Annotated in this window: 24 protein-coding genes; 8 read left to right on the top strand and 16 right to left on the bottom strand. The window is 64.7% G+C overall.

The features are described from left to right. Position 1 precedes the first annotated feature (1 nt). Complete coding sequence (locus PVW49_RS03105) at positions 2–1,132, top strand: mandelate racemase/muconate lactonizing enzyme family protein (protein WP_274589872.1); 1,131 nt, start codon at positions 2–4, stop codon at positions 1,130–1,132. Positions 1,133–1,137: 5 nt separating this feature from the next. Here PVW49_RS03105 and PVW49_RS03100 read toward each other — a convergent pair whose 3' ends face one another. From PVW49_RS03100 to PVW49_RS03075, 6 genes are all read right to left on the bottom strand, one after another. Then, positions 1,138–2,055, bottom strand: a complete 918-nt coding sequence (locus tag PVW49_RS03100; RefSeq protein WP_048530447.1) for a LysR family transcriptional regulator — start codon at positions 2,053–2,055, stop codon at positions 1,138–1,140. Positions 2,056–2,120: 65 nt separating this feature from the next. Further along, a complete protein-coding gene (locus PVW49_RS03095; protein WP_048530446.1) occupies positions 2,121–3,641 on the bottom strand; it encodes a tripartite tricarboxylate transporter permease in 1,521 nt (506 codons plus the stop codon). Positions 3,642–3,651: 10 nt separating this feature from the next. Further along, on the bottom strand, positions 3,652–4,170 hold the full coding sequence (locus tag PVW49_RS03090) for a tripartite tricarboxylate transporter TctB family protein (protein WP_074834722.1): 519 nt from the start codon (positions 4,168–4,170) through the stop codon (positions 3,652–3,654). 25 nt (positions 4,171–4,195) lie between these two features. Then, on the bottom strand, positions 4,196–5,764 hold the full coding sequence (locus PVW49_RS03085; protein ID WP_074834720.1) for a sulfatase family protein: 1,569 nt from the start codon (positions 5,762–5,764) through the stop codon (positions 4,196–4,198). Positions 5,765–5,860: 96 nt separating this feature from the next. After that, positions 5,861–6,808: a tripartite tricarboxylate transporter substrate binding protein gene (locus PVW49_RS03080; protein WP_074834717.1), complete on the bottom strand. Its 948-nt coding sequence runs from the start codon at positions 6,806–6,808 to the stop codon at positions 5,861–5,863. Positions 6,809–7,005: 197 nt separating this feature from the next. Next, positions 7,006–7,734: an SDR family NAD(P)-dependent oxidoreductase gene (locus PVW49_RS03075; protein ID WP_274564779.1), complete on the bottom strand. Its 729-nt coding sequence runs from the start codon at positions 7,732–7,734 to the stop codon at positions 7,006–7,008. 153 nt (positions 7,735–7,887) lie between these two features. Between PVW49_RS03075 and PVW49_RS03070 the strand changes: the two genes are divergently transcribed. Next, complete coding sequence (locus PVW49_RS03070) at positions 7,888–8,253, top strand: winged helix-turn-helix transcriptional regulator (protein WP_048530436.1); 366 nt, start codon at positions 7,888–7,890, stop codon at positions 8,251–8,253. Between the two features lie 38 nt (positions 8,254–8,291). On the opposite strand, the gene dctP is transcribed toward PVW49_RS03070, so the two are convergent. From dctP to PVW49_RS03035, 7 genes are all read right to left on the bottom strand, one after another. Continuing rightward, positions 8,292–9,344, bottom strand: a complete 1,053-nt coding sequence (gene dctP / locus PVW49_RS03065; protein WP_274564776.1) for a TRAP transporter substrate-binding protein DctP — start codon at positions 9,342–9,344, stop codon at positions 8,292–8,294. 33 nt (positions 9,345–9,377) lie between these two features. Beyond that, a complete protein-coding gene (locus tag PVW49_RS03060; protein WP_274589871.1) occupies positions 9,378–10,664 on the bottom strand; it encodes a TRAP transporter large permease in 1,287 nt (428 codons plus the stop codon). A gap of 69 nt (positions 10,665–10,733) precedes the next feature. Further along, positions 10,734–11,276: a TRAP transporter small permease gene (locus PVW49_RS03055; protein WP_274589870.1), complete on the bottom strand. Its 543-nt coding sequence runs from the start codon at positions 11,274–11,276 to the stop codon at positions 10,734–10,736. Between the two features lie 47 nt (positions 11,277–11,323). Beyond that, complete coding sequence (locus PVW49_RS03050) at positions 11,324–12,109, bottom strand: SDR family NAD(P)-dependent oxidoreductase (RefSeq protein ID WP_274564769.1); 786 nt, start codon at positions 12,107–12,109, stop codon at positions 11,324–11,326. Positions 12,110–12,449: 340 nt separating this feature from the next. Then, positions 12,450–13,892 (bottom strand): NAD-dependent succinate-semialdehyde dehydrogenase, encoded by a 1,443-nt coding sequence (locus PVW49_RS03045; RefSeq protein WP_274589869.1) that lies wholly within the window; start codon positions 13,890–13,892, stop codon positions 12,450–12,452. Between the two features lie 254 nt (positions 13,893–14,146). Continuing rightward, positions 14,147–15,376 carry a GNAT family N-acetyltransferase gene (locus tag PVW49_RS03040; protein ID WP_274589868.1) on the bottom strand — a complete coding sequence of 410 codons (1,230 nt, stop codon included), beginning with the start codon at positions 15,374–15,376 and terminating at the stop codon, positions 14,147–14,149. 99 nt (positions 15,377–15,475) lie between these two features. Continuing rightward, positions 15,476–16,390 carry a LysR substrate-binding domain-containing protein gene (locus tag PVW49_RS03035; RefSeq protein ID WP_274564764.1) on the bottom strand — a complete coding sequence of 305 codons (915 nt, stop codon included), beginning with the start codon at positions 16,388–16,390 and terminating at the stop codon, positions 15,476–15,478. A 134-nt stretch (positions 16,391–16,524) separates the two neighbouring features. Here PVW49_RS03035 and PVW49_RS03030 point away from each other — a divergent pair, with 134 nt between their 5' ends. From PVW49_RS03030 to PVW49_RS03005, 6 genes are all read left to right on the top strand, one after another. Further along, positions 16,525–17,922, top strand: coding sequence for an amidohydrolase family protein (locus tag PVW49_RS03030; protein WP_074834706.1), 1,398 nt, complete (start codon positions 16,525–16,527; stop codon positions 17,920–17,922). Between the two features lie 12 nt (positions 17,923–17,934). Beyond that, complete coding sequence (locus tag PVW49_RS03025) at positions 17,935–18,693, top strand: ABC transporter permease (RefSeq protein WP_048530417.1); 759 nt, start codon at positions 17,935–17,937, stop codon at positions 18,691–18,693. Next, positions 18,693–19,520 (top strand): ABC transporter ATP-binding protein, encoded by an 828-nt coding sequence (locus tag PVW49_RS03020; RefSeq protein ID WP_274589867.1) that lies wholly within the window; start codon positions 18,693–18,695, stop codon positions 19,518–19,520. The genes PVW49_RS03025 and PVW49_RS03020 overlap by 1 nt, the downstream gene beginning before the upstream one ends. A 28-nt stretch (positions 19,521–19,548) precedes the next feature. Next, entirely contained in the window at positions 19,549–20,520 is a 972-nt protein-coding gene (locus tag PVW49_RS03015; RefSeq protein WP_274589866.1) for an ABC transporter substrate-binding protein, read from the top strand. Between the two features lie 66 nt (positions 20,521–20,586). After that, on the top strand, positions 20,587–21,327 hold the full coding sequence (locus PVW49_RS03010) for a sulfite exporter TauE/SafE family protein (protein ID WP_074834702.1): 741 nt from the start codon (positions 20,587–20,589) through the stop codon (positions 21,325–21,327). A gap of 189 nt (positions 21,328–21,516) precedes the next feature. Continuing rightward, positions 21,517–23,316, top strand: a complete 1,800-nt coding sequence (locus PVW49_RS03005) for an NAD(P)/FAD-dependent oxidoreductase (RefSeq protein ID WP_274589865.1) — start codon at positions 21,517–21,519, stop codon at positions 23,314–23,316. 66 nt (positions 23,317–23,382) lie between these two features. Here the strand turns inward: PVW49_RS03005 and PVW49_RS03000 are convergent, their stop codons facing one another. Genes PVW49_RS03000 through PVW49_RS02990 form a run of 3 tightly spaced genes read right to left on the bottom strand, consistent with a single transcriptional unit; the run spans position 23,383 to position 25,835 of the window. Beyond that, positions 23,383–24,411, bottom strand: coding sequence for a YeiH family protein (locus tag PVW49_RS03000; RefSeq protein WP_274589864.1), 1,029 nt, complete (start codon positions 24,409–24,411; stop codon positions 23,383–23,385). A 42-nt stretch (positions 24,412–24,453) separates the two neighbouring features. After that, positions 24,454–25,182, bottom strand: coding sequence for an amino acid ABC transporter ATP-binding protein (locus tag PVW49_RS02995; RefSeq protein WP_274589863.1), 729 nt, complete (start codon positions 25,180–25,182; stop codon positions 24,454–24,456). Beyond that, complete coding sequence (locus tag PVW49_RS02990; protein WP_274589862.1) at positions 25,179–25,835, bottom strand: amino acid ABC transporter permease; 657 nt, start codon at positions 25,833–25,835, stop codon at positions 25,179–25,181. Before PVW49_RS02990 ends, PVW49_RS02995 begins: the two co-directional genes overlap by 4 nt. Position 25,836: the final 1 nt, after the last annotated feature.

The following is a 25,836-nucleotide window of genomic DNA, read 5'->3' as shown; positions in this document are numbered from 1 at the left end:
GATGACCGATATGACAACCAAGGACATGCGCCTGAACCTGACCGCCATCGAGGCGCGACTGGTGCGGACGCCGATTTCCACGCCGGTGCGCACCTCGTTTGGCGTGATGCACGACCGCCCGACGCTTCTTGTCCGGGTCACGGATGCGGCCGGCGTGCAGGGTTACGGCGAGGTCTGGTGCAACTTTCCGGTCTGTGGCGCCGAGCACCGCCTCCGGCTGATCGAGACCGAGATCGCACCACGGATCACCGGCACTGATTTCGCCAGCCCGCAGGCCTGTTACGCGGCGATGACCGAGCGGCTGCGCATCCTGCGGCTGCAAACCGGCGAGCCGGGGCCGATCGCGCAGGCCATCGCCGGGGTCGACATCGCCATCTGGGACATGATCGGCAAACGCCTGGGGGCGCCGCTGCATGCGCTCCTGGGGGCCGAGCGGTCGCGCATCCCGGCCTATGCCAGCGGCATCAACCCGGTCGGCGTCCTCGAAACGGTCACCCGCGCCCGCGCCGCCGGGCACCGGCATTTCAAGGTCAAGGTCGGCTTCGGCGACGTGACCGACCAAGCCAATGTCGCGGCGGTGGCCGGCGATCTGCGGCCGGGCGAAAGCTTTCTGCTCGACGCCAACCAGGGCTGGTCGCCGGAAGAGGCCGGCCGCGCCCTGCGCTGGATCGAAGGTCACGCGCCGCGCTGGATCGAAGAGCCGATGCCGGTGGATGTGCCGCCGGCGGCCTGGCACATGCTCAAGTCCGAGACCTCGGTGCCGATTGCCGGTGGCGAGAATTTCCTGAGCCGCAAGGAATATGACGATGCCACACGCGGCAAATGGCTGGATTTCGTGCAGCCCGACATTGCCAAATGGGGCGGCTTTACCGAAGGCCTGCCGGTGGCGCGGGCGGTGGTGGCCAACGGCCTGACCTATTGCCCGCATTCGCTGGGCGGCGGCATCGCGCTGGCGGCCTCGGCGCATCTTCTGGCGGCGGCGGGCGGGCCGGGATTGCTTGAATGCGACGCCAACGAGAACGCCTTTCGCGACGCGGTCTTCCCGCTCGCGCTCCGCGATGGCTGGGTCACGCTGGCCGACACGCCCGGCCTCGGGGTCGATGTCGCGGCGCTGGACGCGGCCTTCGGATAAACCGGTCAGCCGGCCCCGCCCGCCGGCTGCACCGCGCGCCGGAGCTGGCGCAGGAACGCCAGTTCGAGGCTCGATCTCGGATGCGAGGCGCGCTGGACGATGCCGATCGGGCGCTGAAAGGCGGTGCTGTCGAGCGGCAGGAACTCGATTGCGTCATTGTGGCCGGACAGCACCGTCGGCAGCCGCGGCATCACGGTGATCAGATCGGATTTGGCAACCGCCTTGTAGGCGGTTTCGGTCGAATCCGTGTCCAGCGCGATGTCGAAAGAGCTGACCCCGAACTTGGCCAGCCCGTCTTCGGTCTGCATCCTGAGATAGCTGCCGCGGGAATGCGCCACCCAGCGCTGCGCTTCGAGATCGCGCGGCAGGATCTCGGCCTGCCGGGTCAGCGCATGGCCCTTGCGGCAGACAATCCCCAGCATGTCATCGGCCAGCGTTTCGGTCTCGAGCTGCAAATCGGCCGACAGCGGACGCGCCGGCCCGATCACGAGGTTGACCTGCCCGGTGGACAATTGCGTTTCGAGCTCGGCCAGGAGACCGACCCGAAGCTCGACCCGACAGCCGACATGGCTGGCCAGGAAATCGCTGAGGATCGGCGCCAACAGATTGTCGGCCAGCGAAGGGGCCGTTCCGATCAGCAGGCTGCCCGCCTGCCCGGTGGACAGATGTTGCGCATAGGCGCGGGCCTGATCTTCGGCGGCCAGCATCATCAGCCCGAAGCGCGCGAAGGTGGTGCCCAAGTCGGTGGCCACCGACTGCCGCCCGATGCGCTCGAATATCGGCGCGCCGAGACGTTCCTCGAGCTTTTTCATGCTTTTGCTCAGCGCCGGCTGTGCGACGTTCAGCTTGGCCGCCGCCGCGCCGAAAGAGCCGCATTGCACGATGGTGGCCAGCTGGATGAGGTGTCGGGGGTCGATCTGCATGGGCGGGTCCGGGTTGCGGCTTGGGCTGGGATGCCGCGTCACGCTACACCGCCCGGCGCCGGGCGTCATCCTCTGCCGGGCCGCGCGGCCTGGTGGCCCCCTGACCGTGTTGCCTGACGCGCCTTGATCCGGGCCTGCACCAGCGGCCAGAGCGCCAGCACCAGCGTCAGCAGGATAAAGAACAGCGAGATCGGCCGCGTCACCAGCGGCATCAGGCTGCCGTCATAGAGCATCAGGCCCGAGCGCAGCTCTTTCTCGGCCAGCGGCGCGAGGATATAGCCCAGCACGAACGGCCCCACCGGAAAGCCGCCGCGGCGGAACAGGAAGCCCAGCACGCCAAAAACCATCATCACCCAGACGCTCGACATGGAGTTCGACAGCGAATAGACGCCGATCACACAGCAGACGATGATCGTCGGAAAGAGATAGGCCCGCGAGATCGTGGCGATCCGCGCGATCGGCCGGACGCCGGCAAACATCAGCGCCGCCATCAGGAAATTGGCCACCAGCGCCGCCGCGATCACGCCGTAGGCGATTTCGGGCGAGTTGGTGAAGAGAAGCGGGCCGGGTTGCAGATTGTGGATCACCAGCGCACCGATCAGGATCGCGTCGATGACGCTGCCCGGAATGCCCAGCGTGATCAGCGGGATCAGCGCACCGTTGACCGAGGCGTTATTGGAGGCCTCTGCCGCCACGATCCCGGCCTCTTCGCCGGTGCCGAAGGTCTCGGGGTGTTTCGAAAAGCTCTTGGTCGTGGTGTAGGCGACAATCGCGGCGATGGCGCTTCCGACGCCGGGCAGCACGCCGATCCAGGTGCCGATCAGCGAGGAACGGACGGCGTTGGGGCCATGTTTTCTGACGTCGCCTGCCGAGGGCATGAATTCGGTCAGCCTGCCGCCCTGCTGCTGGATCGGCAGTTCCTTTTTCAGCACGTCTTCGATGATCTGGCTGATGACAAACACGCCAAGCAGCACCGGCAGCAGGGAAAAGCCGCCGGCAAAGCTGTCGACGCCGAAGGTCAGCCGCATCACGCCCGACGAGGCATCCGGCCCGACCATCGCCACCGCCATGCCGAACAACGCGATCAGCAGGCCCTTGACCAGCGTGCCTTCGGCCACCGTGGCAATCAGCACCAGCGCCATGAGGACCAAGGTAAAGAGTTCGTAGGGCCCGAATTTCAGCGCGAAATCCGCCAGCGGCGGCGAGAGCAGCGCCAGGAAGAGCCACGACACGATGCCGCCCACGAAGGACGCCATGATGCCCAGCGACAGCGCGCGGCCTGCCCGGCCCTGCTGCGCCATCGGATGGCCGTCGAGCACCGTCATCACCGCCGAGGGCGTGCCGGGCATCTTGAGCATGATCGCGGTGATCAGCCCGCCGCTGACCGAACCGACGTAGATCGACACCAGCAGCATCAGCGCCAGCACCGAGTCCATATAGAAGGTGACCGGCAGCAGAAGCGCGATCAGCATCGCGCCGCCAAGTCCGGGGATGGCGCCGACGACAATGCCCAGGAGCACGCCGAGGAAGATGAAGAACATCGGCGCCGGGGCGAGGACGTTCACAAAAGCATCAAGCAGGGGCATCAGGTGGCTCCTATTCCGGCAGGACCACCGACAGCACGTCGGTGAAGGTGTAGGTCAGGGCAAAGCTCATGACGGCGGCAATGACGCCCACGATGATCAGCTTGCGCGCGGAGAGATCGCTCATCGCCGCGCCCAGCGCCGCGAGGAAGGCCAATGTCAGCCAGGTGAAGGACAGCCCCCCAACGGTCAGCGCCGTCAGGTAGGCCAGCGTGATCAGCGCCACCAGGGCGAAACGGAGCCTCTGCGGCCCTTCGCCCGTGCCGGCGCCCGCAGGCCGGCGCGCCTCCGGGCTTGCGGCATCCGCTTCGGCGGCTGGTGCCGCCCGGCTTTCGCGGAACAGCGACACCAGACGCAGCGCCAGCAAGACCAGCAGCAGATATCCCACGTAGCGTGGCAGGCCGGCCGGCCCCAGCGGGTCGAACATCGGCTCTGGCAGCGCCGCCGCCCCGACCAGCAGGGCGACGCCGGTCGCCAGCAACAGCAGCAGGCAAATCGCCTCGCCGCCGCGGTCTTTTGTCAGGAAATTCATTTTCGCTCCTCCCTCGCGACGGTCTCTAGGCCCGACAGGTCGGCAGAGGCGCGCGGTCTTGCAGGTTGATCATCTCGACAACCATGTTGTGCACCAGCCGGGCCTGCTCTGCGGCATATTCCGGCTGTCCCCAAAGGTTTGTCACCTCGTCGGGATCGTTCTTCAGGTCGTACATCTCGTCCCAGTCTTCGCCATAGCGCAGGGTAATGCGCCAGTCCTTTTCGACATAGGTGCGGATTCGCTGCGGCCGTTCGAAGGCCGCCATCCGGCGCTGGCTGTCCTCTTCCACGATCAGCCCCTGCCGCGCGACCGGCTCGAGCGCATTGACCCCCTGGCAGCCGTTGAATGGCTGGATGCCGGCGCGCTCAAGGATGGTCGGGCCGATGTCGATGGCGCTGCGCAGCGCGTCGTCGCCGCGGGCCTCGGGATCGCGCGGATCGGCCCAGATGAACGGCACGCGGATCAGTCCCTGGTAATGCATCAGTAGCTTCAGCATCAGGCCGTGATCGCCCATGTAATCGCCATGGTCGGACGTGAAGACAACGATGGTATCCTCGGCCAGCCCCTGCTCTTCCAATACCTTCAGGATGCGGCCCACCGCGTCGTCGATCATGGTGATCGCACCATAGGTCAGCGCAATGATCTCGCGAGCTTCGCGTTCGGTGACGGCAAAGGGGTCCTGGCCCACCCGCGTCTCGGGCGCTTCGGCCAACTGCCGGCGCAGGTTGTGGATCGGCGGGATATCCCCCTTGCCGAAGGAGCTGGGCAGCTCGATCTCGTCGGGATCATACATGTCCCAGTATTTGCCCGGCGGGGTGAACGGATGGTGCGGATCGGGAAAGGACATCATCAGGAAGAACGGATCCTCCTCGCCCGCGCGCTCCTTGATGTATCGCTCGCATTCACCAGCGATCCAGGAGGTGGGATACAGCTCTTCCGGCACCTGCGTCCGCCAGGCCTGCGGCGCGCAATAGCGGTCGTCGGGCTGCGCGTTTTCCTTGCCGCGCAGGGCCGCGATCTCGGGGTGATTTTTCTTCAACCAGGCCTCGTAGTCGCCAGTCACCTGATCGGCGTGATCATTGGCAATCTGCACATGGTCGAAGCCGTAAAACGGCGTGCGGACCTGATGCGCGGGATCGTCCCGCCAGCGCGTTGCGGTTTCCTGTTCGTAAGGCTCCCCCGCACGCTGGCGCCGGATGGCCTCGCGCAGTTCCTCCGAGGCCTCCTCGAGCCCGGGCTTGACCTGACGTTTGGCGGTGGCGGGCAGACCGGTCATGCCCTGAAGATGCGATTTGCCGATCAGCGCGGTGCTGTACCCCTTGTCGCGCAGGAGATCGACGAAGGTCGTCGCATCGAGCGACAACGGGATGCCGTTGTGCCGCCCGCCGTGCAGGCTCGGCATCCGCGAAGTCAGGATGCTGGCGCGGTTGCACATGCAGATCGGATTGGCGACGTAGAACCGGTCGAACCGTGTGCCGCGGTCTGCCAGGCCGTCGATGTTGGGCGTCCTGACCACCGGGTTGCCATAGCATCCAAGATGATCGGCGCGGTGCTGATCGGTCACGATAAACAGGTAGTTGGGCTTCCGGGTCATGGTCTCTTCCGGCAAATAGGAGGCGGGCGCGGCCCCGGGGGGCCACGCAGGCAGAGGGGCCTGCCGATCCCGGACCGGCAGGCATTGGCAAAGGGGTTACCTGAGGCTGTCGGCGACGGCGGAGAGATCCTCGTAGATGGCTGCCAGATGCGCGTCGAGCGCCTCACCGGCGAGGAATTTCACCTCGTCGCCCTTGGCCTCGATGGTGGTCGCGAACTGCGGGTCGCTGGTCACCTGCTCGAAGGCGCCGGCTAGGGTTTCGACCACCTCATCGGGGGTGCCCGCCGGCGCATACCAGATGTTGTCGAGGCAGGAGACGACATCATGGCCCAGCTCTTTCGCGGTCGGCACATCGGGAAGATCGCCATGGCGCGCCTCGCCGTAATAGACCAGCCCCTTGAGCTTGGGATTGCGGGTCACCGGCGTCGGCACCACGACAGCGGTCTTGGTGTGATTGCCGAGGATCGAGGCGATGCGGTCCGCCCCGCCGCCGGCGTTCACATAGCCCACCTTCATGTCGGCGGCATTGGCAAACATCTCGGTGGTGAAATGCGCGATGCTACCCACCAAGGTGGCCTCCTTGACGCCGCCGGGCGCGGCCCTCGTCTGGTCGATCCAGTCCTGGACGTCGGCTATCCCCGAACCTTCGGCGGTCGCCGTCATCAGGCAGGAAAAGTTGGTCTCGGCCACCGGCACCATCTCGCTGTATTTGAAATCCAGCGTGCCCATCAGCTCGGCGGTCATCATCGTCTGGTGGATATAAAGCAGCGTATAGCCATCGGGATCGGCATCCCTGGCCTGGCGGATGCCGATAGTGGCGGCGCCGCCGGGCACGTTGACGACAACCATCGGCTGTTCCAGCAGGTCCATTTCCTCGATCCGCTGGATCACCAGACGCGCCTTCACGTCGCCCTGGCCGCCAGCGGCAAAGGGCACGATGACCTTGATCGGCTTTTCCGGGTAGGCTTGGGCGGCGGCGGGGCCGGCCGCCGAAACCGACAGCGCAAGCGCGGTGGCGGCGGTGGTGAAGAGACCTTTGATCATACGAAATTCCTCCCTTGCGTATATCTCGGCTTGCCACCGTTCTAAGCGGTCAATACTTGCCGATCCAATAACATCTGGGCGGAATACATATCCAACGGGAATGTATCTGCGATCTCCATCCCGCAACATGGGCGCACGAGACCTGTCCTCGACCCGGTTGGGGAGCGGGCGGCCGAGAACAGGGCCGCGGCGGGCGATCAGGCCTTGATCGCGCCGTCGACGACGAATTCATGGCCGCTGCAATAGCTGGAATCGTCCGACGCCAGAAACAGCACGACCCGCGCCACTTCGATCACCTCGGCGGTGCGGCCCATCGGCACCCTGGCGATGAGCTCTTCGCGCGGGACGCCGTGACCATCCAGCATCGGCGTATCGATGAAGCCCGGATGCACCGAGTTCACCCGGACGTTGGACGGCCCAAGTTCGACCGCCGCCGCCTTGGACATGCCCCGCACCGCCCATTTCGTTGCGCAATAGGCATGCGCTTTGGCCGAGGTCAGCCCGGCAATCGACGAGATATTGACGATGCTGCCCGCCTTCTGCCGCTTCATCGCCGGGGCCACCGCCCGCATGCCCAGAAACACGCCGGTCTGGTTGATCGCCACGGTCTGATCCCAGGCCCGGAGATCGGTGTCCTCAAGCGTCAGCACCCGGAAGATGCCGGCGTTGTTGACCAGCACGTCGATCCGGCCGTGCAGGTCGAGCGTGGTCTGCACCACGCGGGCCCAATCCTCTTCCGAGCTGACATCATGCTGCACGAAGGTGCAGCGCGGGCCGAGCCGGTCGGCGGTGGCGGCGCCCGCCCCGTCATTGATATCGGTGATGACGACACTGGCGCCGGCTTCGATGAACAGTTCGGCTTCGATCGCCCCCTGCCCGTTTGCCCCGCCGGTGATGAGGGCGACCTTGGTGTCGAGGCGGTTCATGTGCTGTTCCTTTGCTGGATTGCCGCAGTCGCGGCCTGGCGCTGCGCGGCTTTCGCGGATGGTACGATTTTCGCGCGCGGTGCGATCAATTGACCCCGTGCCGCGCGCGGCTTAGGCCGGGCCAGTCGATACATGGGCGTGACGAGGTGTGTGATGGCGCGGAAATACGATTGGCGAACCGGCAGCAATGTCGAGGCGACGCTCAGCGTCATTGGCGGCCGCTGGAAGCCGGTGATCCTGTGCAACCTGCTGGTCGGGCGGCTGCGTTTCGGCGAGCTGTGCCGCAACATGCCCAACGCGACCCAGCGGATGGTGACCCTGCAACTGCGCGAGCTCGAGGCCGACGGGGTAATCAGGCGGCATGTCTATGCCGAGGTTCCGCCGCGGGTGGAATACGAGCTGACCGAGTTCGGGCGGTCCCTGGAGCCGGTGCTTTCGGTGATGCGGGAATGGGGCATTGCCTTCAAGGCCCGCAAACTGTCCGAAGAGGCGCAGGCCCACCCCGACGACGCGGCCTGATCGGCGCCAGCCCCGCGGCCGCAGGGCTGGCACGGTGATCATTGGCCGGTAAAGCTGGCGCGTTCGGCCGCGATCTCGGCATTGGCGCGGTCTACCGCGGCCTGCACGAGGTCGTAATATTCGCTGCTGTATTTATCGACGAACCAGTCGATCACCGGCTGCTGGCCCGGCAGGAAGGTGGCCTTTTCCTCTTCGGAGGGGATATGCACCTCGCCGCCGGAGTCGACGAACTTCTGGTATTTTTCGAGATAAAGAGCACCGGGCAAGCCATTGCAGGTCTTGGTCAATTCGTGGAAGCCATCGGCCACGACCGCTTGCAGGTCTGCCGGCAGCGATTGCAGCCAGGTGTCGGACATCCACCAGAAGATCAGGTTGTGGGTGTGGTGGTCGGCGACCGCATATTTGACATAGTCGTTGAGGCTGGTATCGACCACGTCGGACAGCGCGTTCTTGGTCCCGTTGACCACGCCGGTCGCCAGCGAGGTGTAGAGCTCGGGCCAGGGCACCGGCGTCGGATTCATGCCGAGCGCGCTTGCAAATTCCATCGACACCGGCGATTCCACCGTGCGCATCTTGATGCCTTGCAGATCGGCCGCGGTCTTCACCGGCACATTGGTGAAAAAGTCGCGCCAGCCGACGCCGCCGGTCATTCCCATCAGCCGCACCGAACCGGTCGCTTCCAGCACATCGGCGCGCAGCCTCTCGGTCAGCTCGCGATCGGCCATGACCTTGTCCATCACCTGATCGTTGGCAAAAAGGTAGGGGATATCAAAAGCCTGAATTGGGCCAAAGAAATTGGCAATGCCGCCGCCCGACGTCAGGGTCATTTCCAACGTGCCGAATTGCACCGCCTCGACGTTTTCGCGGAAGTTGCCGAGTTGCCCGGCCGGATAATGCTGGACCTCGATGCGGCCGCCGGAGTAGCGCTCGACGTGCGATTTCATCACTTCGGCGCAGGTCGACAGCGGTTGGGTGACGGCGGAGACATGCCCGATTTTTAACGTGTATTCCGCGGCTTGCGCGGCGGATGCCAGCGCGATGGCGCTGCTTAACCCGATCGCGGCATTTGTGAGTTTCGATGTGACAGACATGATAGGTCCTCCCTTTTGTCTGGTGGGGCCGGCTCAGAGAAAGCCGAAGAGTTTCGGAATGGTCAGCGTCAGTGCCGGGATCATCGAGATCAGGACGATCACCAGGAAATGCACGGCGAGATAGGGCCAGAGTTCGCGCGAGATGACCTCGATGCCGGTGCGGGTCAGACCGGAGGCAACAAAGAGGATCATGCCCATCGGCGGCGTCACCAGGCCCACGGTGACGTTGACGCACATGATGATGGCAAAATGCACCGGATCGACGCCCACTTGGGCCAGCGCCGGGGCAAAGATCGGTCCGAGGATCAGGATCGCGGGCACGGCATCGAGGAACATGCCGATGAACAGAAGCAGGATATTGACCAGGAGCAGCAGCAGGAACGGATTTTCGGTGATGGTAAAGAGCATCTTGCCCAGCGCCTGCGGCACGCCCGACACGGTGGCCGCCCAGCCAAAGATCGTGGCCGAACCGACGATCAGCAGGATCGAGGAGGACACCAGCCCGGTGCGGTAGAAGATGCCCACCAGATCCGCCGGCTTGACGGTGCGGGTGATCAGCATCGACAGCACCAGCGCATAGAACACCGCCGCCCCCGCCGCCTCGGTCGGCGTGACGATACCCGAGACGATGCCGCCGAGAATGATGGCCGGGGTCAGCAGCGGCAGGAAGGCCGGTTTGAACGCGGTCCAGACCTCGCCCGTGGTGGCGCGGCGATGGGCCTTGGGGTAGTCGCGGCGCTTGCCGATGATCGCGGTGACGATCATCAGGCCCGCGCCCACCATGACCCCGGGCACGATGCCGGCCAGAAATAGCGCCGCGACCGAGACGTTCATGACATAGGCATAGATCACCATGATGATCGAAGGCGGGATGATCGGCCCGATGACCGAGCTGGCGGCGGTGACGGCGGCGGCGAAGGGGCGGGAATAGCCGTCCTTCTCCATCGCCGGAATGAAGATCGACCCCAGCGCCGAAGTGTCGGCCACGGCCGAGCCCGAGAGGCCCGCGAACATGATCGAGGCCACGATATTGGCCTGTGCCAGCCCGGCCCGAACATGGCCGATCAGCACATTGGCGAAATGCACCAGGCTCTTGGTGATGCCCGAGACATTCATCACCTCGCCGGCCAGAATGAACAGCGGGATGGCGAGGATCGGGAATTGCGCGATCCCCCCGAACATGCGCTGCGGCAGCATCTTCATGAAGGTCGCCTGATCGGCCAGCAGGAAGCCCGCCAGCGGCCCGGCCGCCAGGGCAAAGACAATCGGTATCCCGGCAGCCATGAGGACCAGAAAGACCCAGAAGAACGTCAAAGGCATGGTGCAAGTCTCCTCCCAAGAGCCCGCAGTGGCTGCGGTCTTGCGTACGTCAAACGGCGCTGTGCCGCCTCACGTCAGTGAATTGTCGATCATGTTGCCCGGCTCGAGGTCGACCGCGTCGGGCCTGAAGATCCCGTGCAGGGCCTTCAGCAGAAACTCGAGCGATATCAGAGCCATAATCGCGCTCCCGAAGGGGATGGCGAAATAGATCCAGAAAAACGACAGCTCGAAGGACGAAGGCTGTTGCTTGCGCGCGATCCAGGCAATGGAATAGCCCTGCCAGACAAAGACACACATCAGCCCGAAAACCACCGCATAGATGATCAGGTAGTTCAGGTTCCGCAGCCGCGGCGGCAGCAGGTTCGGCAGGATATCGAGCGCGATCTGGCCGCGGTTTTTCAGCACGATCGGCGCCGCTACGAAGACCAGCCAGAACATCATGTATTTGCCGGCCTCCTCGTACCAGGGCAGCGAGCTGTTCAACACGTAGCGCCAGAAGACACCGGCAAAGACATTCAGGGTGATCGCCGCCATCAGGAAAATGGTCAGCCATCGCAACAGCTTGCAGATCATCCTGTTGATCCGGTCGAGACCGCGTGTCAGAGCTGTCATCCTGTCCTCCCACGGGCCCCGCCCGGTATCGAGACGCCCCGCAAGGCTCACAGCGGCCGCCGCGCGAGCGAAAAGCTCTGACCGGTTGGCCCGCCGATTGGCCGCGTCGCCATGTAAAGTGCCAGTTCGCCGACCTCATCGGGATGCTTCAGCCGTTCCCATTCCGGGAATCCCGGCGGCAGGGCCTCGGCAAACCGCTCCAGCACCTCCTCCGGCGGGGTGCGCCGGTCGCCGGGCTTGTCCTTGTTGAGCATGCTGGTCGCCACCGGCCCGGGAATCAGGTTGTTGACGTCGATCCGGCGCGGCCAGAGCTCGTTTGCCAGGGCATCGGTGAACATGTTCATCGCCGCCTTGGACACGTGATAAGCGCTGTTGGCATTGCCCGCGCGCTTGCCCATGCCCGAGGTCACATTGATGATCTTGGCGCCATCCGACATCCCCGGCAGAAGGAAGCGCGTCACCATGTAGGGGCCCCGCAGATTGATCTCGATGGTCTTCCACCAGTTCGCCGGATCGGACTCTTCGATGCGCCCGGTTTCCACTTCGGCTCCGGCGTTGTTGACCAGCAGGTCAACGCAGCCGAACCCGGCAATGACCTGATCGCAGAACGCCGCTGTGACCTCCTGATCCGAAAGATCGACGGCTCCGAGGAGGCACCGCACGCCACAGGCCTCGACCTCGGCTTTCACCGCTTCAAGCTCGGCCAGTGTGCGCGAGCAAATCGCCAGATCCGCCCCGGCGCGGGCGAAATAGAGCGCAATCGACCGGCCGAGCCCTCGGCCCGCCCCCGTCACCACAGCGGTTCTCCCGGCGAGCGGCTTGTCTTCGGACATCGGTTCCTCCCTTTCGCCATCTTCGGCCGCGCGACATGGCGGACCCTGGCAGTGCCGCCGCGCGCGGCGGGCAATCGTTTCCTTCGGCGAGTTTTCCGCGCCGGGTGCAAAAAACTCAAGTACCCACATTTTTGTAAGTATCGAGCGTCAGGCTCCGGTGACTCGCCGCCTTGCAGATACAATAAAACATATATACCTTTATATCAATAGAAATCTCACCCACCAAGCCACGCCCGCCCGGCGGCAGGCCCGGGACGGGATTTCTTCTGAGTGGCCCGTGCCTGAAACAAGACCGGCCACGCCCTTTCGGACATGGCCGCTCTTCGACTGGTAGCTTTGGTCACAGATACGGTTTCAGCGCGATGGATTTCGGCACAAGGTAATGTTCCAGGCTCTCGGGGCCGCTCTCGACGCCATAGCCGCTTTCCTTGACGCCGCCAAAGGGGGTTTCCGGGCTGGCGACGCCGACGGTATTGATGCCCACCATGCCGGCGGCAAGCACCTCTCCGATCCGGCTCGCCCGCTCCAGCGAATTGGTGACCGCGTAAGAGGCCAGCCCCAGGTCCAGTGCATTGGCGCGTTCGGCCACCTCCTCGATCGTAGCAAAGCGGGTCATCGGGGCCATCGGGCCAAAGGGTTCCTCGGTCATGACCAGGCTGTCGTCGGGGGCGTCCTTGATGACGGTGGGGCCATAGAAATAGCCCCGGTTGCCAATCCGCTCGCCGCCGGTGGTGACGGTTGCGCCGCGTGTGCGGGCGTCGTCGACAAAGCCGTCCATCGCGGCCAGCCGCCGGGCATTGGCGAGCGGGCCCATCATGGTGCCCGCCGCCATCCCGTCGCCCACCTTGATCGCCGCCGCACGTGTGGTGAAGGCCGCGACAAAATCGTCGTAGATCGCATCCTGTACAAAGAACCGCGTAGGCGAGATGCAGATCTGGCCGGCGTTGCGGAACTTGCCCGGCACCAGAAGATCGACAGCCCTGGCGATATCGACGTCGTCGAACACCACCACCGGCGCATGCCCGCCCAGCTCCATGGTCAGGCGCTGCATCCGTTCGGCCGCGAGAACCGCCAGCTGTTTGCCGACCGGCACCGAGCCGGTCAGCGAGACCTTGCGGACGATGTCGGAGGCCATCAGGTGGCGCGTCACCTGCGCCGAGGGCCCGAAGACCAGCGTCACCACCCCCTCGGGCAGGCCGGCGTCGATCAGCGCCTGCACCAGCAGGACGGCCGCGGCCGGAGTTTCGTTCGAGGCCTTGAGGATCACCGAACACCCCGCCCCCAGCGCCGCACCGATTTTCTTGGCCACGGTGTTGATCGGAAAGTTCCAGGGGGTGATCGCCAGGCAAACGCCGACCGGCTCCTTGACCACGTGATGCCGGACACCGGCGGCGCGGCCTTCGACGATGCGGCCATGCAGGCGCTTGCCCTCTTCGGCGCTGAATTCGAGGATATCGACAACTGTACCGATCTCCATCCTGGCCTCGGCCAGCGGCTTGCCGTTCTCGAGCGTGACGGCGACGGCGATTGTCTCGACCCGCTCACGGATCAGCTGTGCCGCGCGGGTCATGATGGCGGCGCGGTCATATGACGACATGGCGCGCCAGGTGGCAAACCCGCGCGCGGCCGAGTGCAACGCCGCGTCGAGATCCTCGGGCGCGGCCGAGGGCAGCACGCCAAGCACCTCTTCCGTGGCAGGGTTGATGACCTCCTGCGCGGCCCCGGCGGCACCCGCCCTCCAGGCGCCATCGATCAACAGGTTCAGCTCTGGATAGGCGTTCATTATCTCTGTCCTTTTCGTGGGGAGTTCAACCGCCGGCGGCGGGCCCGTCGCGGCGCCACATGCGCGCGTTGCCAAGGCCGCCATTTCAATTGCCATGACCCAGCGAGCCTGAGCGGCACCGCAGGTTGATCAAAACATATATACTTTTAAATGTTTATGCAATACGCGAGATTTTCACCGCATGGCTACGCCGCCGGACCGAAATCCGCGATGGCGCTGAAGTTCTTCAGGTAAGGGCCGCCCGGCCGCAAGCCCTACCCCTCGCACACATCCTCGATCTGGCGCAGGATGCCCATGGTCCGCCCATGTGCGCCCTGCCGGAGTTCATTCTGCGCGCGACGGGCCGCACCGGCGGTCGACGCGGGGCTGAAGACGTCCGGCGTATCTCCTCCACGGCGGCGGAGTGTCAGATACGCCAGGTGTTTGTCGCTCGCGCCGTACTGATATTTGTACGGTTCGTTGCCGTGGCCCAGCTCGTAGCTGGTCAACGCCATGCGGATGGCGGCCTCGATACAGAACGCGTTCAGCAACAAGCCGATGCAGGGCAATGCGTCTTGGTGATCGCGGGCGGCGATCATGCCGGTCATCGTCTTTTTCCGACGGTCGATCAGCCGGGCCAGAACGCCGATCGGATGCCGATCCCGCCAAAGCACCGGCATGAAGAGGGTGCCCATGTCCTGGCATCTTTCGAGCAGCAAACGCTGCTTCTTTTGATAGCTCCGCATCACCTGCGGCGACAGCGTGTCGCTCCAGCGGGCACGCCACAGATGCTGGAGCGCGTCGGCATTCCGGGCGAAGGTTTCCGGCGTGGTCAGCGTGATGCGGTAAGGGCCGTCGTCCAGATACCTGCGACGAAAGCGGCGGATCTTGCCGCGAATGCTCTTGCTCACCGTCTCATTCAAATAGGCCTCGAAGCTCCCGGGCAAGGCAACGGTCGGCACCCGGAGCTTGTCGGTGCGGCCGGCGTTGTCTGTATAGGGCGGCCAATGGATGCGAAACCGCTCGGGGTCAAAGGCATCGGCGAAGCGCCGGGCCCGATGTGGGGCGGCGACATAGCGCAGGGAGAGGCGCTTCCACGGCATCTCTGAAAGGCACTGCGCCAAGGCCGCAAGGGCGGCGTCTTCACGGTCGGGGTGGCAGAGAAAGCCGGTCGCGTCGCTGAGGCCAAAACGACCGGCCGCATCGTAGCGGGTCTGACAGGCTTCGCTGCTTTCGCTCCAGTGGAAGGAATGGCGCAACGGCAGGATGGCGGCAATCTCCTGCGGATCAGAGCCATCGCGCACGACCAGCACGTGCCAGCTTCCGGGATTGTCGGCGAGCAGGGTTTTCATCCACTCCCAGGAGAGGAAAAATCCCGCATGGGGATCGATCCCGGCAAGCCGCTCCCACCCGCGGCGCAATTTGTTCAGCTCTTCGAGGCGATCGATCACCACGGTGCGAAGATCGCATCGGGGCGCGGACTCAAGCGCAGCGGTCGCGTTCACGGGGCACCTCTTTCCATGTCTCCGGCGTGACCCTATCAGCCAATTGCGGTACGAATGTGCCGGAATCGCAAAGGCCGCAGGCGGATCTGGCGGTCCCCGTCAGCCCTCCGGCGCAGACATCCCCTCGGACACCAGCGCCTCGATCCGCGCGGCGAGCATGTCGGAAAATTCGCGTGCGATCTTGGAGGCCGGCCGGTCCAGCGGACGCAGCAGATAGATCGTCTGCCAGACCGTCGGCACGAAGCCGACGATATCCAGTTCGTCCCGGTAACGGCTTGCCGTGATGGCATCGATCAGCCCGGCGCCGAAGCCACGCCGCACGAAACCGCAGACCGACTCGAAGGTCTGCGTCTCGACCGCCGTGCCGGGATACCCGACGCCACGCTGGTCAAAGCGCTCGGACAGCTGGATGGCGCTCGGGTGGCCGGCGCTCACGCTGATCAGCGGTTGCGATTGCAGGTCGATGGGCTCCAGCGCCAGCCGGCCCGGCGGCGCCTGCCCGCGCGGAAATGCGATCATGCAGGGCACCGCGAATTCCCGCACATCAAGGTTGCGTGCCTCGGCCAGCCGGGTCGATATCGCCAGATCGAAATCATGGGTCTGCAACAGCCCGGTCATCATTTCGGAGCGCCGCGCCTGAAGGTGGACCCGAACCGATGGCCGGTCGGCCAGAAAGTCGCTCAGCGCCTCGGGCAGAAAATCTATGGCGATGTCGGGATAGGACACCACGACCAGATCGCCCCGGCGATTGTCGCGGATCTGCCGCGCCCGGTGTTCGGTCAGCTCGACGCTTTCCAGGGTGCGCTGCACGTCCGGCATCAACACTTTCGCCTCGGGCGTCGCCACCAGCCGCCCCTTGACCCGTTCGAACAGTTTGAATCCCAGCGCATGTTCGAGGTTGGCGATCAGGCTGCTTGCCGAAGGCTGCGCTATGCCCAGCGATTCCGCCGCCTGAGTCATGTTTCCGCTCATCATCACGGCACGCAGGCATTCAAGCTGACGAATATTGATCACAGTTAAAGTCCATAGTTTTTACCTATGAGTGGCGCAAAATTTAGTATTATCTTCTATTGAAGACCCTGTCTACGCTTTCTGCAAGCGGTCGTTCCCGCGACTCGCAAGATGCGTAACAAGGATCTGGGAAAACCATGTCAGGATTGTCGGAACTCACCAATCGCGGCAGCTATGCGCTGGCCCCCGAACTCGTGCTGACGCCCGAGGGCGCGCTGAGCGACATGGTGGTACAAGTCCGCGACGGTGAGATCGTGCAGGTCGGGCCGCGCGGTCTGGTTGCAGCCGGCACCCCCGTCGTCGATCTGCCCGAACGCGCCATCGTGCCGGGCTTTATCGATGCGCACACCCATCTGGGCCAGGCCTTCGGCAAGGCGATCACCGGCGGCGAACCGGCGCAGATCTGGCGCCGCATCTGGACGCCGATGGAAGGCAGTTATGACGCCGAGACGGTCTATGTCTCGGCCAAGTGGATGTTTCTCGAGGCGCTGCGTGGCGGCTTTACCGGCATCGTCAATTTCGCGGTGCTCGATGGCGAAAAGGCCGCTGCGCTGCATCAGGCCGCGACCGACGTGGGCATCCGGCTGGTCTCTGCCACCGGCGCGGCGCTGCCGGTCGACGGCACGAGACAGCCCTCGCACTGCGACATTGCCAAGGCCATCGACGGGGCGCTCAAACGGGCCGAGGCGCATATCGCCACCTGCAAGGGCCAGCCGCTGATCACCCCCTCGCTCTGCGTTCCCGCGGTGCAGAGCGCGCCGGGCGAAATGCTGCGCGCCCTGTCGGACTACGCCGCAGCGCAAGGCGTGATGTTCCAGATCCACACCAACGAACACCATGTCGAAGTGCACTGGAGTGTCTGCACCCATGGCAAGCGCCCATTGGAATATTTCGCCGACCACGGTGCCGTCGGTCCGCACACGCTCCACCATCATTGCACCCTGGTCACCGACCGCGAGATCGAGATCCTGCGCGAGACCGGTTCGGCGGTCAGCTACAACCCGCTGGCCAGCGCCTGGAAAGGCGACCGTATCGCCCCGGCGCTGGGCTTCGCCGCGCGCGGCGTGCGCTTTGGCATCGGCACCGACAGCACCCGCTCGGACGCGCTGCGCCTGCTGGAATCGGCCGAGACTGCGCAGCGGTTTTCACAAGGCATGCAGAACGCCGATTTCTCCTGCGGCGCGGCCTGGACCTGGATCGACGCTGCCACCCGCGGCAGCGCCGATGCCGCCGGCCTTGGCGAGGTGACCGGGCAGATCGCCCCGGGCCAGCGCGCCGATTTCCTTGTGCTCGACCGGCGCCAGCCCGAAGTCACCCCGTCCTGGGATTTCGAATGGGAGCTGGTGCGGCTCTACAACCGCGACCAGATCGAGGCCGTCGTCGTCGACGGCCGCTGCGTGATGGCGCAATCCCGCCCGGTGGGCTGGGACGCCGAAGACTTTCTGAAGACCAACCGGAAACGCGCGCGCGACGCCGTCGGCGCCGCGCCGATCATCCGGTGTCATGGCCGTTCGGCCGATTTCCGGAACAGATGAAAGGGCATCGCGATGGAAACTCACCTCAAGAAATACGGCCAGCTCGCCGTCTCGCTTTCCGGCGTGATCGCGGTCTGGTGGATCGTCTCGGGCTTCGGGCTCGTCAACCAGAACCTCTTTCCGACCCCACCACAGGTATTGGCCGCCGCGGTCGAGCTCTACCGTGACGGGGTACTGATCTCCGACCTTCAGATCTCGCTCAAACGCGCCGCCATCGGTTTCACCATCGGCTCGACGCTGGGGGTGCTGATCGGGCTGCTCACCGCGCGGGTCTTTGCCTTCTCGGTGGCGCTGGAACCCTTCCTGACGCTGCTCAGGCCGATCCCCGCCATTGCATTGGTGCCGATCGCCATCGTCTGGTTCGGCATCGGCGAGGGATCAAAGTACTTCGTGATCTCCTACACAGTGTTCCTGGCCGTCTGGCTCAACACTCACGCCGGCGCCTCCTCCGTCGCCGGAACCTATATCCGCGCCGCGAGGTCGCTGGGCGCCAACCGGTTCCGCGAGTTCTTCGAGGTCGTCGTGCCCGCCGCCGCGCCGCATATCGTGGTGGGTCTCCGCCTCGGCGCCGCCCTGGCCTTTCTCAGCCTCGTCGCGGCGGAACTCAGCGGCGCATCCTCCGGCATCGGCTTCCGCCTTCAGGACGCCCGCCAATTCATCCAGACCGACCGGATGTTCGTGGGGCTCATCGAGCTCGGCATCCTGGGCGCCCTGCTCGACTCGGTCTTTGTCCTCATCAGCCGCCGGCTGGTCCATTGGGAGAGCGCATGATGCAGAATGCAGCACTGAAAATCGTCGAGGAACCTCAGACCATGACCAACACCGAGGTCGGCAGAATTGACGTCGAGAACGCCGCCGTCACCTTCAAGGGCCCCAAGGGCAAGAAGATCGAAGCCCTCGCCCCCACCGACCTGGTGATCGACCCCGGTTCCTTCGTCTCGCTGATCGGCCCGTCGGGCTGCGGCAAGTCGACCTTGCTGAACGCCGTCGGTGGCTTCGTGCCGCTCTCGGGCGGGGTCATCAAGCTCGATGGCGAGCCGGTGACCGGCATCAACCCCGACGTCGGCGTGGTCTTTCAACAATACGCCCTGTTCCCCTGGTTCACAGCGCTCGGCAACGTGATGTTCGCGCTGAAACGCTTTCCGATCTCGAAGCAGGAGCGCCGCGATCGCGCCATGGCAGCACTGAAGGAAGTCGGGCTGGAAGGCCGCGAGGCCAATTATCCCGGCCAGCTTTCCGGCGGCATGCGGCAGCGGGTGGCGCTGGCGCGGACCTTCGTGACCTCGCCCAAGGTGCTCTTGATGGACGAACCCTTCGGCGCGCTGGATGCGCAGACCCGAGTGGTGATGCACGAGATCCTTCTTCGCGTCTGGGAGGCACACATGGCCACGGTGATCTTTGTCACCCATGACGTGGATGAGGCGCTGATCCTGTCCGACCGCGCCCACATCATGAGCGCCGGGCCGGGGCGCATCATCGAAACCATGGAAATCACCGACGAGCGCCCGCGCCGCGCCCATGAGGTGACCGAAAGCTTCCTGAAGAACCGCAACCACATCATCGGCCTTCTGCGTCAGCCCGGCGCCGAGGATCATTGAACAAGACACAAACCAACAGGAGGAAACAATGAACCATACTCTGAAATCCACCTTTATTGCCGGCAGCCTCGCCATCCTGGCGACCGGGGCCACCGCGCAGAACTCCGAAATCACCTTCGGCGGCGGCGCCTATCTCGACATTCCGCAGCTGTCCGTGGCGATGGATCACGACCTTTTCGCCAAACACGGGCTTGACGTGAATGTCATCCCCTTCCAGTCCGGCCGCGCCGCCTTTGAGGCGCTGCTTGGCGGTCAGCTCGATGTCGCGGTCATGGCCGAGTTTCCCGCCGTCATCGGCGCCATGCGCGAACAGGACTTCAAGGTCATCGCCGGCTTGTCGCAATATCGGGCGACGCGCATCATCCACACCGGCGGCCCCGAGATCGACAGCGTGGCCGATCTGGCCGGCAAGCCGATTGGCGTGACCGCCGGCACCAATGTGCATTTCTGGCTTGAAAACGAATTGAAGGACGCCGCGATCGAGGCCGAGATCGTTTCGGTCGGCCCGCCCGATATCGTGCCGGCCCTGTCACGCGGCGACATCTTTGCCGGCGCCATGTTCCCGTCTTTCTACGGCGGCGCCAAGGAGACCCTCGGCGAGAAATATCGGGAAATCCCGATCTCCAGCTACAACACCCATTTCATCCTTGTCGCCACGCAAGAGCTGATCGACGACGACCCGGCGGCGGTCTCTGCCGTTCTGACCGCATTGCTCGAGGCCGAACAGGTCGTCACCTCTGACCCCGCAGCCTCGCATGAAGCGGTCTCGCGTGTTCTGGGCGGCACGTTGAAGCCCGACGAAGTGGCCGAGGCCTCGGCCAATTATGCCTTCGAAATCGGGCTGGATGATGCGTTGATCGATCTGATGGTCGAGGAAGGCGTCTGGATCAACGCACGCGGTTCGATCAAGGGCGAGGTTCCGACCCGCGAGTCGATCGGCGCCTATGTCGACGGCAGCTTCCTGTCCGACATCGATACCGGTCGGGTCGCGATGAACTGATCTCGCCACGGCTCCCCTTCTGGCCGGGTCACCGCGGTGATCCGGCCCTTTTCATGGACTTGCCTCATGGATCCTGCGCTTCTGACATTGCTCGGCCTCGCGGTTTTTGGCGCCGCCACGCTTCAGGCGGCCACCGGGATCGGCTATGGCGTCATCGCCGGTCCGATCTTTCTGGTCGCGCTGAACGGCGCCGAGGCGATCCAGATCAGCGCCCTGCACAACCTCGCCATCGCACTCATCCTGGCCCCGATGCTGCGCGGCGGCGTGGAAAAGCGGGTTCTGCTCTGGTTGATGGCCGGCAGCAGTGCCGGGATCGCCTTTGGCCTCGGCCTGCAAAGCCTTTTGAACGTTGCCGCGTTGAAGCTGGTTGCGGCTGCCATGGTGGCATTTGTCGCCTTCACGCTTGTCGCCGACATGCGCCGGACAGCCGGGCGGGCAAAACCGCCGCCGGCCGCCGTGGAAACCGCCTCCATCGGAACGCTGGCGGGGATCATGGGCGGGATGCTGGCCATGCCGGGGCCATTGGCCGCCACCTGGATGTCGCTGCGCGCCTTCGACAAGACTTCGGTGCGCGCGACCATTCTCGCCTTTTTTGTTTTCGCCTATGGCGCAAACGTGCTGACCTATACGCTTGTGTCGGGCTTCGGCACCGAGACATTGAAGCTGGCCGCGTGGCTTGCGCCGGCGCTGATACTGGGCATCGCCGCCGGGTCCGGCGTGTCCCGGAAACTGTCCGAGGCGCTGTTTCGCAAGGTTCTGCTGGTGGTGCTGACGGCGACCACGGCCATGCTGCTGCTCAGCCTCTGACCGAAAGGCGCAGGGCGCGGTTGCATCCTCGGGCCGGGCAACAGCCTGTGTTGCGCCGCTGTTGCGCCTGCAACATGCCGCAGCGCAGAGCGCATTTTCCCCGGCCCGAACCGCAGGCTTTGATGGATCGGCAGCGGGCGGCACCGCGATACTCCTCGCACATCCACGTGCATCAGGAGGAGGAACACGATGCTCGATTCAACGGTGACACACCGCACCCAGCTGGTCCTGGACAGTCTCAACGCCGCCCTGGAGGAGGGCGACGTCAGGCGTGCCAGCGATCTCTTTGCCACCGACAGCTACTGGCGCGATCTGGTGGCGGTGAGCTGGAACCTCAAGACCGTCGAAGGCCCATCGGGCGTCGCCGAGATGCTGACCCGTCAGCTGGCGCATACCTGCCCCGGCAATTTTCAGATCCAATCCGCCGAACTGCCGGCCGAAGACGGCGGCGTCATCACCGCCTGGATCACCTTCGAGACCAGGGCGGGCCGCGGCTGGGGGCTTCTGCGGCTCAGGGACGACCGGATCTGGACGCTGCTGACGGCGCTGACCGAGCTGAAAGGCTTTGAGGAAAACCGCGGCACGCGACGGCCGATCGGGGCCGAGCACGGCGCGAAAAAGAACCGCGCGAGCTGGAAGGAAAAGCGCGAGGCCGAGGCGGCCGAGCTGGGGTATGACAAACAGCCCTATACGGTGATCATCGGCGGCGGTCAGGGCGGCATCGCGCTGGGTGCGCGGCTGCGCCAGCTCGGCGTGCCGACCATCGTGCTCGACAAGCACAACCGCCCCGGCGACCAATGGCGCAACCGCTACAAGTCGCTCTGTCTGCATGACCCGGTGTGGTACGACCACCTGCCCTATATCAAGTTCCCCGACAACTGGCCGGTGTTCACCCCCAAGGACAAGGTCGGCGACTGGCTCGAGATGTACACCAAGGTCATGGAGCTGAACTACTGGACCCGCTCGGAGGTGCAGCAGGCCAGCTATGACGAGGACACCGGAAGCTGGACCGTGACGGTGAACCGCGACGGCGAAATGGTCACTCTGCGCCCCACCCAGCTTGTGCTGGCCACCGGCATGTCGGGCAAACCGAACCTGCCCGACTTCCCCGGCATGGAAACCTTCAAGGGCGAGGTCCAGCATTCCTCGCAGCATGACGGCCCCGACGCCTGGACCGGCAAGAAGGTCGTTGTGGTCGGCTCCAACAATTCCGCCCATGACATCTGCGCCGCGCTCTGGGAGGCGGATGCCGATGTGACCATGGTGCAGCGCTCCTCGACACATATCGTGCGCTCGGAGACGCTGATGGATATCGGTCTCGGCGGGCTTTACTCCGAAGAGGCCGTGGCCAACGGGGTGACCACCGAAAAGGCCGACATGATCTTTGCCTCCCTGCCCTACAAGATCATGCATGACTTCCAGATCCCGCTTTACGATCAGATGCGCGAACGCGATGCCGAGTTTTACGCCGGGCTGGAGAAGGCCGGTCTCGAGCTCGACTGGGGCGACGATGGCTCGGGGCTGTTCATGAAATACCTGCGCCGCGGCTCGGGCTATTACATCGATGTCGGCGCCAGCCAGCTGATTATCGATGGAGAGGTCAAGCTGGTGAAAGGCCAGGTCGATCATTTCGAGGAAGATGCCGTTGTTCTGGCAGACGGCACCCGGCTCGAGGCCGATCTGGTGGTGATGGCAACGGGCTATGGCAGCATGAACGGCTGGGCCGCCGATCTGATCAGCCAAGAGGTGGCCGACAAGGTCGGCAAGGTCTGGGGCCTCGGCTCGGACACCACCAAGGACCCCGGCCCTTGGGAGGGCGAACAGCGCAACATGTGGAAACCCACCCAGCAGGAAAATCTCTGGTTCCACGGCGGCAACCTGCACCAGTCGCGGCATTATTCGCTCTATCTCGCGCTGCAACTGAAGGCCCGGATGGAGGGCCTCGATACCCCTGTCTACGGGTTGCAGGAGGTGCATCACCTGTCGTGATGCCCGGGCGCCCGGGCCCGTTCCCGGCCCGGGCGCATTTTCCCCCTCACGGCAGAGACCTGGCGCTCATGACGTGCCGAGGAACCACAATCCGCCCAGGAAGAACCCCGCCAGGATCAGCGTCTCGCAGATCACCAGCGCAAAGGCTTGCCCGCCGACGTCCTGCACCTGTTTCAACGCGGTCTTCATGCCCACCGCCGAGACCGCCGTGAGCAGCAGCCATTCCGAGGCGTCGCCGATCGTCCGCGTCAGGCCCTCGGGCATCGGTGCCACCGAATTGATCATCGCAAAGCCCAGGAAGGCCAGGACGAAGCCCGGCAGCAGCGGCGCCTTTTGCCGGGTGGCGCCGGACCTGCGTGCGGCGAGCGCGATCAGGAAGACCACCGGCGCCAGCAGCGACACGCGCATCAGCTTGACCACCGTCGAGACGTCGCCGGTTTCTTCTGACATGGTGTAACCCGCGCCCACCACCTGGGCGACATCGTGGATCGTGCCGCCGAGAAACAGGCCGGCGGCGCGCGCGTCAAAGCCGAGCAGGGTCATCAGCATCGGATAGACGACCATCGCCACCGTGCTGAGCAGGGTCACGCTGATCACGGTAAAGACGAGGTTGCGTTCGGAATTCTCATTCCTGGGCAGGACCGCCGCAAGGGCCATGGCCGCCGACGCGCCGCAGATCGCCACGGAGCCGCCGGTCAGCAGGCCGAAGGACCGGCTGCGGCGCAGAAGCCGCGCGCCGAGCAGCCCGACACCCATGGTCAGCACCAGACCGGCCACCACCAGCAGCACCGTCTCCGGCCCGAGCCCGGCGAGGAGCTGCCAACTCACCCGGAAGCCCAACAAGGCGACCCCTGCCCTGAGCAGGCCCCGGGCGGCAAATTCGATGCCGGGCTGACAGGCCGGGGTTTCGTGCAGGAAGTGGAAGCCGATGCCGAGCAGCAGCGCCATCAGCATGGCCGGCGCGCCGTAGTGATCCGACAAGAACCGCGCCGCTAGAGCGATGACGATGGCGGCGCAGACTCCCTTGGTCAGCGGCAGCACGCGCGCCAGAAGGGAGGCGGCCGCCGGCGAGGGCAGCCCGCTGTGAGTGGTCATGCTTGTCTTTCCGGGTCAGGGGGCGGAAGACGGCGAACGCCGTCAGTGGTCGAGGATCTTCGACAGGAAATCCTGCGCGCGTTCGCTTTCGGGATTGTCGAAGAACGCCGCCGTCGGCCGGTCCTCGATGATCTTGCCGGCATCCATGAAGACCACCCGGTCTGCCACTTTGCGGGCAAAGCCCATCTCGTGGGTGACCACCATCATGGTCATGCCCTCCTGCGCCAGTTCGACCATGACGTCGAGCACCTCCTTGATCATCTCGGGATCGAGCGCCGAAGTCGGCTCGTCGAACAGCATGGCGATCGGGTCCATCGCCAACGAACGGGCGATCGCGATCCGCTGTTGCTGCCCACCGGAGAGCTGGCCGGGATATTTCTGCGCATGGGCCGACATGCCGACCCGGTCGAGCAGCTTTTCCGCCCGCGAGACGGCCTCGTCGCGGCTGCGTTTCAGCACCTTTTCCTGCGCGAGGCAGAGGTTGTCGAGCACGTTCATATGCGGGTAGAGCTCGAAATGCTGAAACACCATGCCGATGCGCGAGCGCAGCGCGGTGAGCTTGGCGCGCTTGGCGGTGACCTCGCTGCCATCGACAAAGATCGCGCCCTGCTGGACCGGCTCTAGACCGTTGACGCATTTGATCAGCGTCGACTTGCCCGAGCCGGACGGGCCGCAAACCACCACGACCTCGCCTTTGGACACCTGGGTCGTGCAGTCGGTCAGGACCTGAAAGTCCACGTACCATTTCGACACGTTTGAAAGTTCGATCATGCTGTTTTCCCGGACTTGAGGCGTTTCACCAGCAGCGAGCCGGAGAAGCAGATTGCGAAATAGACAAGGGCGGCAAAGAGATACATCTCGACCAGCCGGCCTTCGGTGCGCGCGACGATGGACGAGGCCGTCATGAAGTCGCGCAGGCTGACCACAAAGACCAGCGAGGTATCCTGGAACAGAATGATGCCCTGGGTGACGAGGATCGGCACCATGTTGCGAAAGGCCTGCGGCAGCACGACATAACGCTGCACCTGCCAGTAGCCGAGACCGGAGGCCTGCCCGGCCTGGACCTGCCCGCGCTTCACGCTCTGGATGCCGGCGCGCATGATCTCGGAGTAATAGGCGGCCTCGAAGAGGACAAAGGCGATCAGCGCCGAATAGAAGCCGCCGATCGGCCGACCCAGCGCCAGCGGCACCAAGAAGTAGAACCAGAAGATCACCAGGATCAGCGGCACCGAGCGGATCAGGTTGACGTAAGTCGCGGCCAGGAGCGACAGCGGAAGGATGCCGGACAGCCGGGCCAGCGCCAGGAGCGTGCCGAGGACGATGCCGCCGATGATGGCGAGGAGCGTCAGCAGCAGGCTGAGTTGCAAGCCTTGCCACAGGAAGGGCAGCGACGACCAGATGACCTGAAAATCAAAATCGGCCATG

This window comes from Marinovum sp. PR37 (assembly GCF_028807375.1).
Classification (GTDB): Bacteria; Pseudomonadota; Alphaproteobacteria; order Rhodobacterales; family Rhodobacteraceae; genus Marinovum; species Marinovum algicola.
This window is presented reverse-complemented; position numbering and strand designations above follow the sequence as displayed.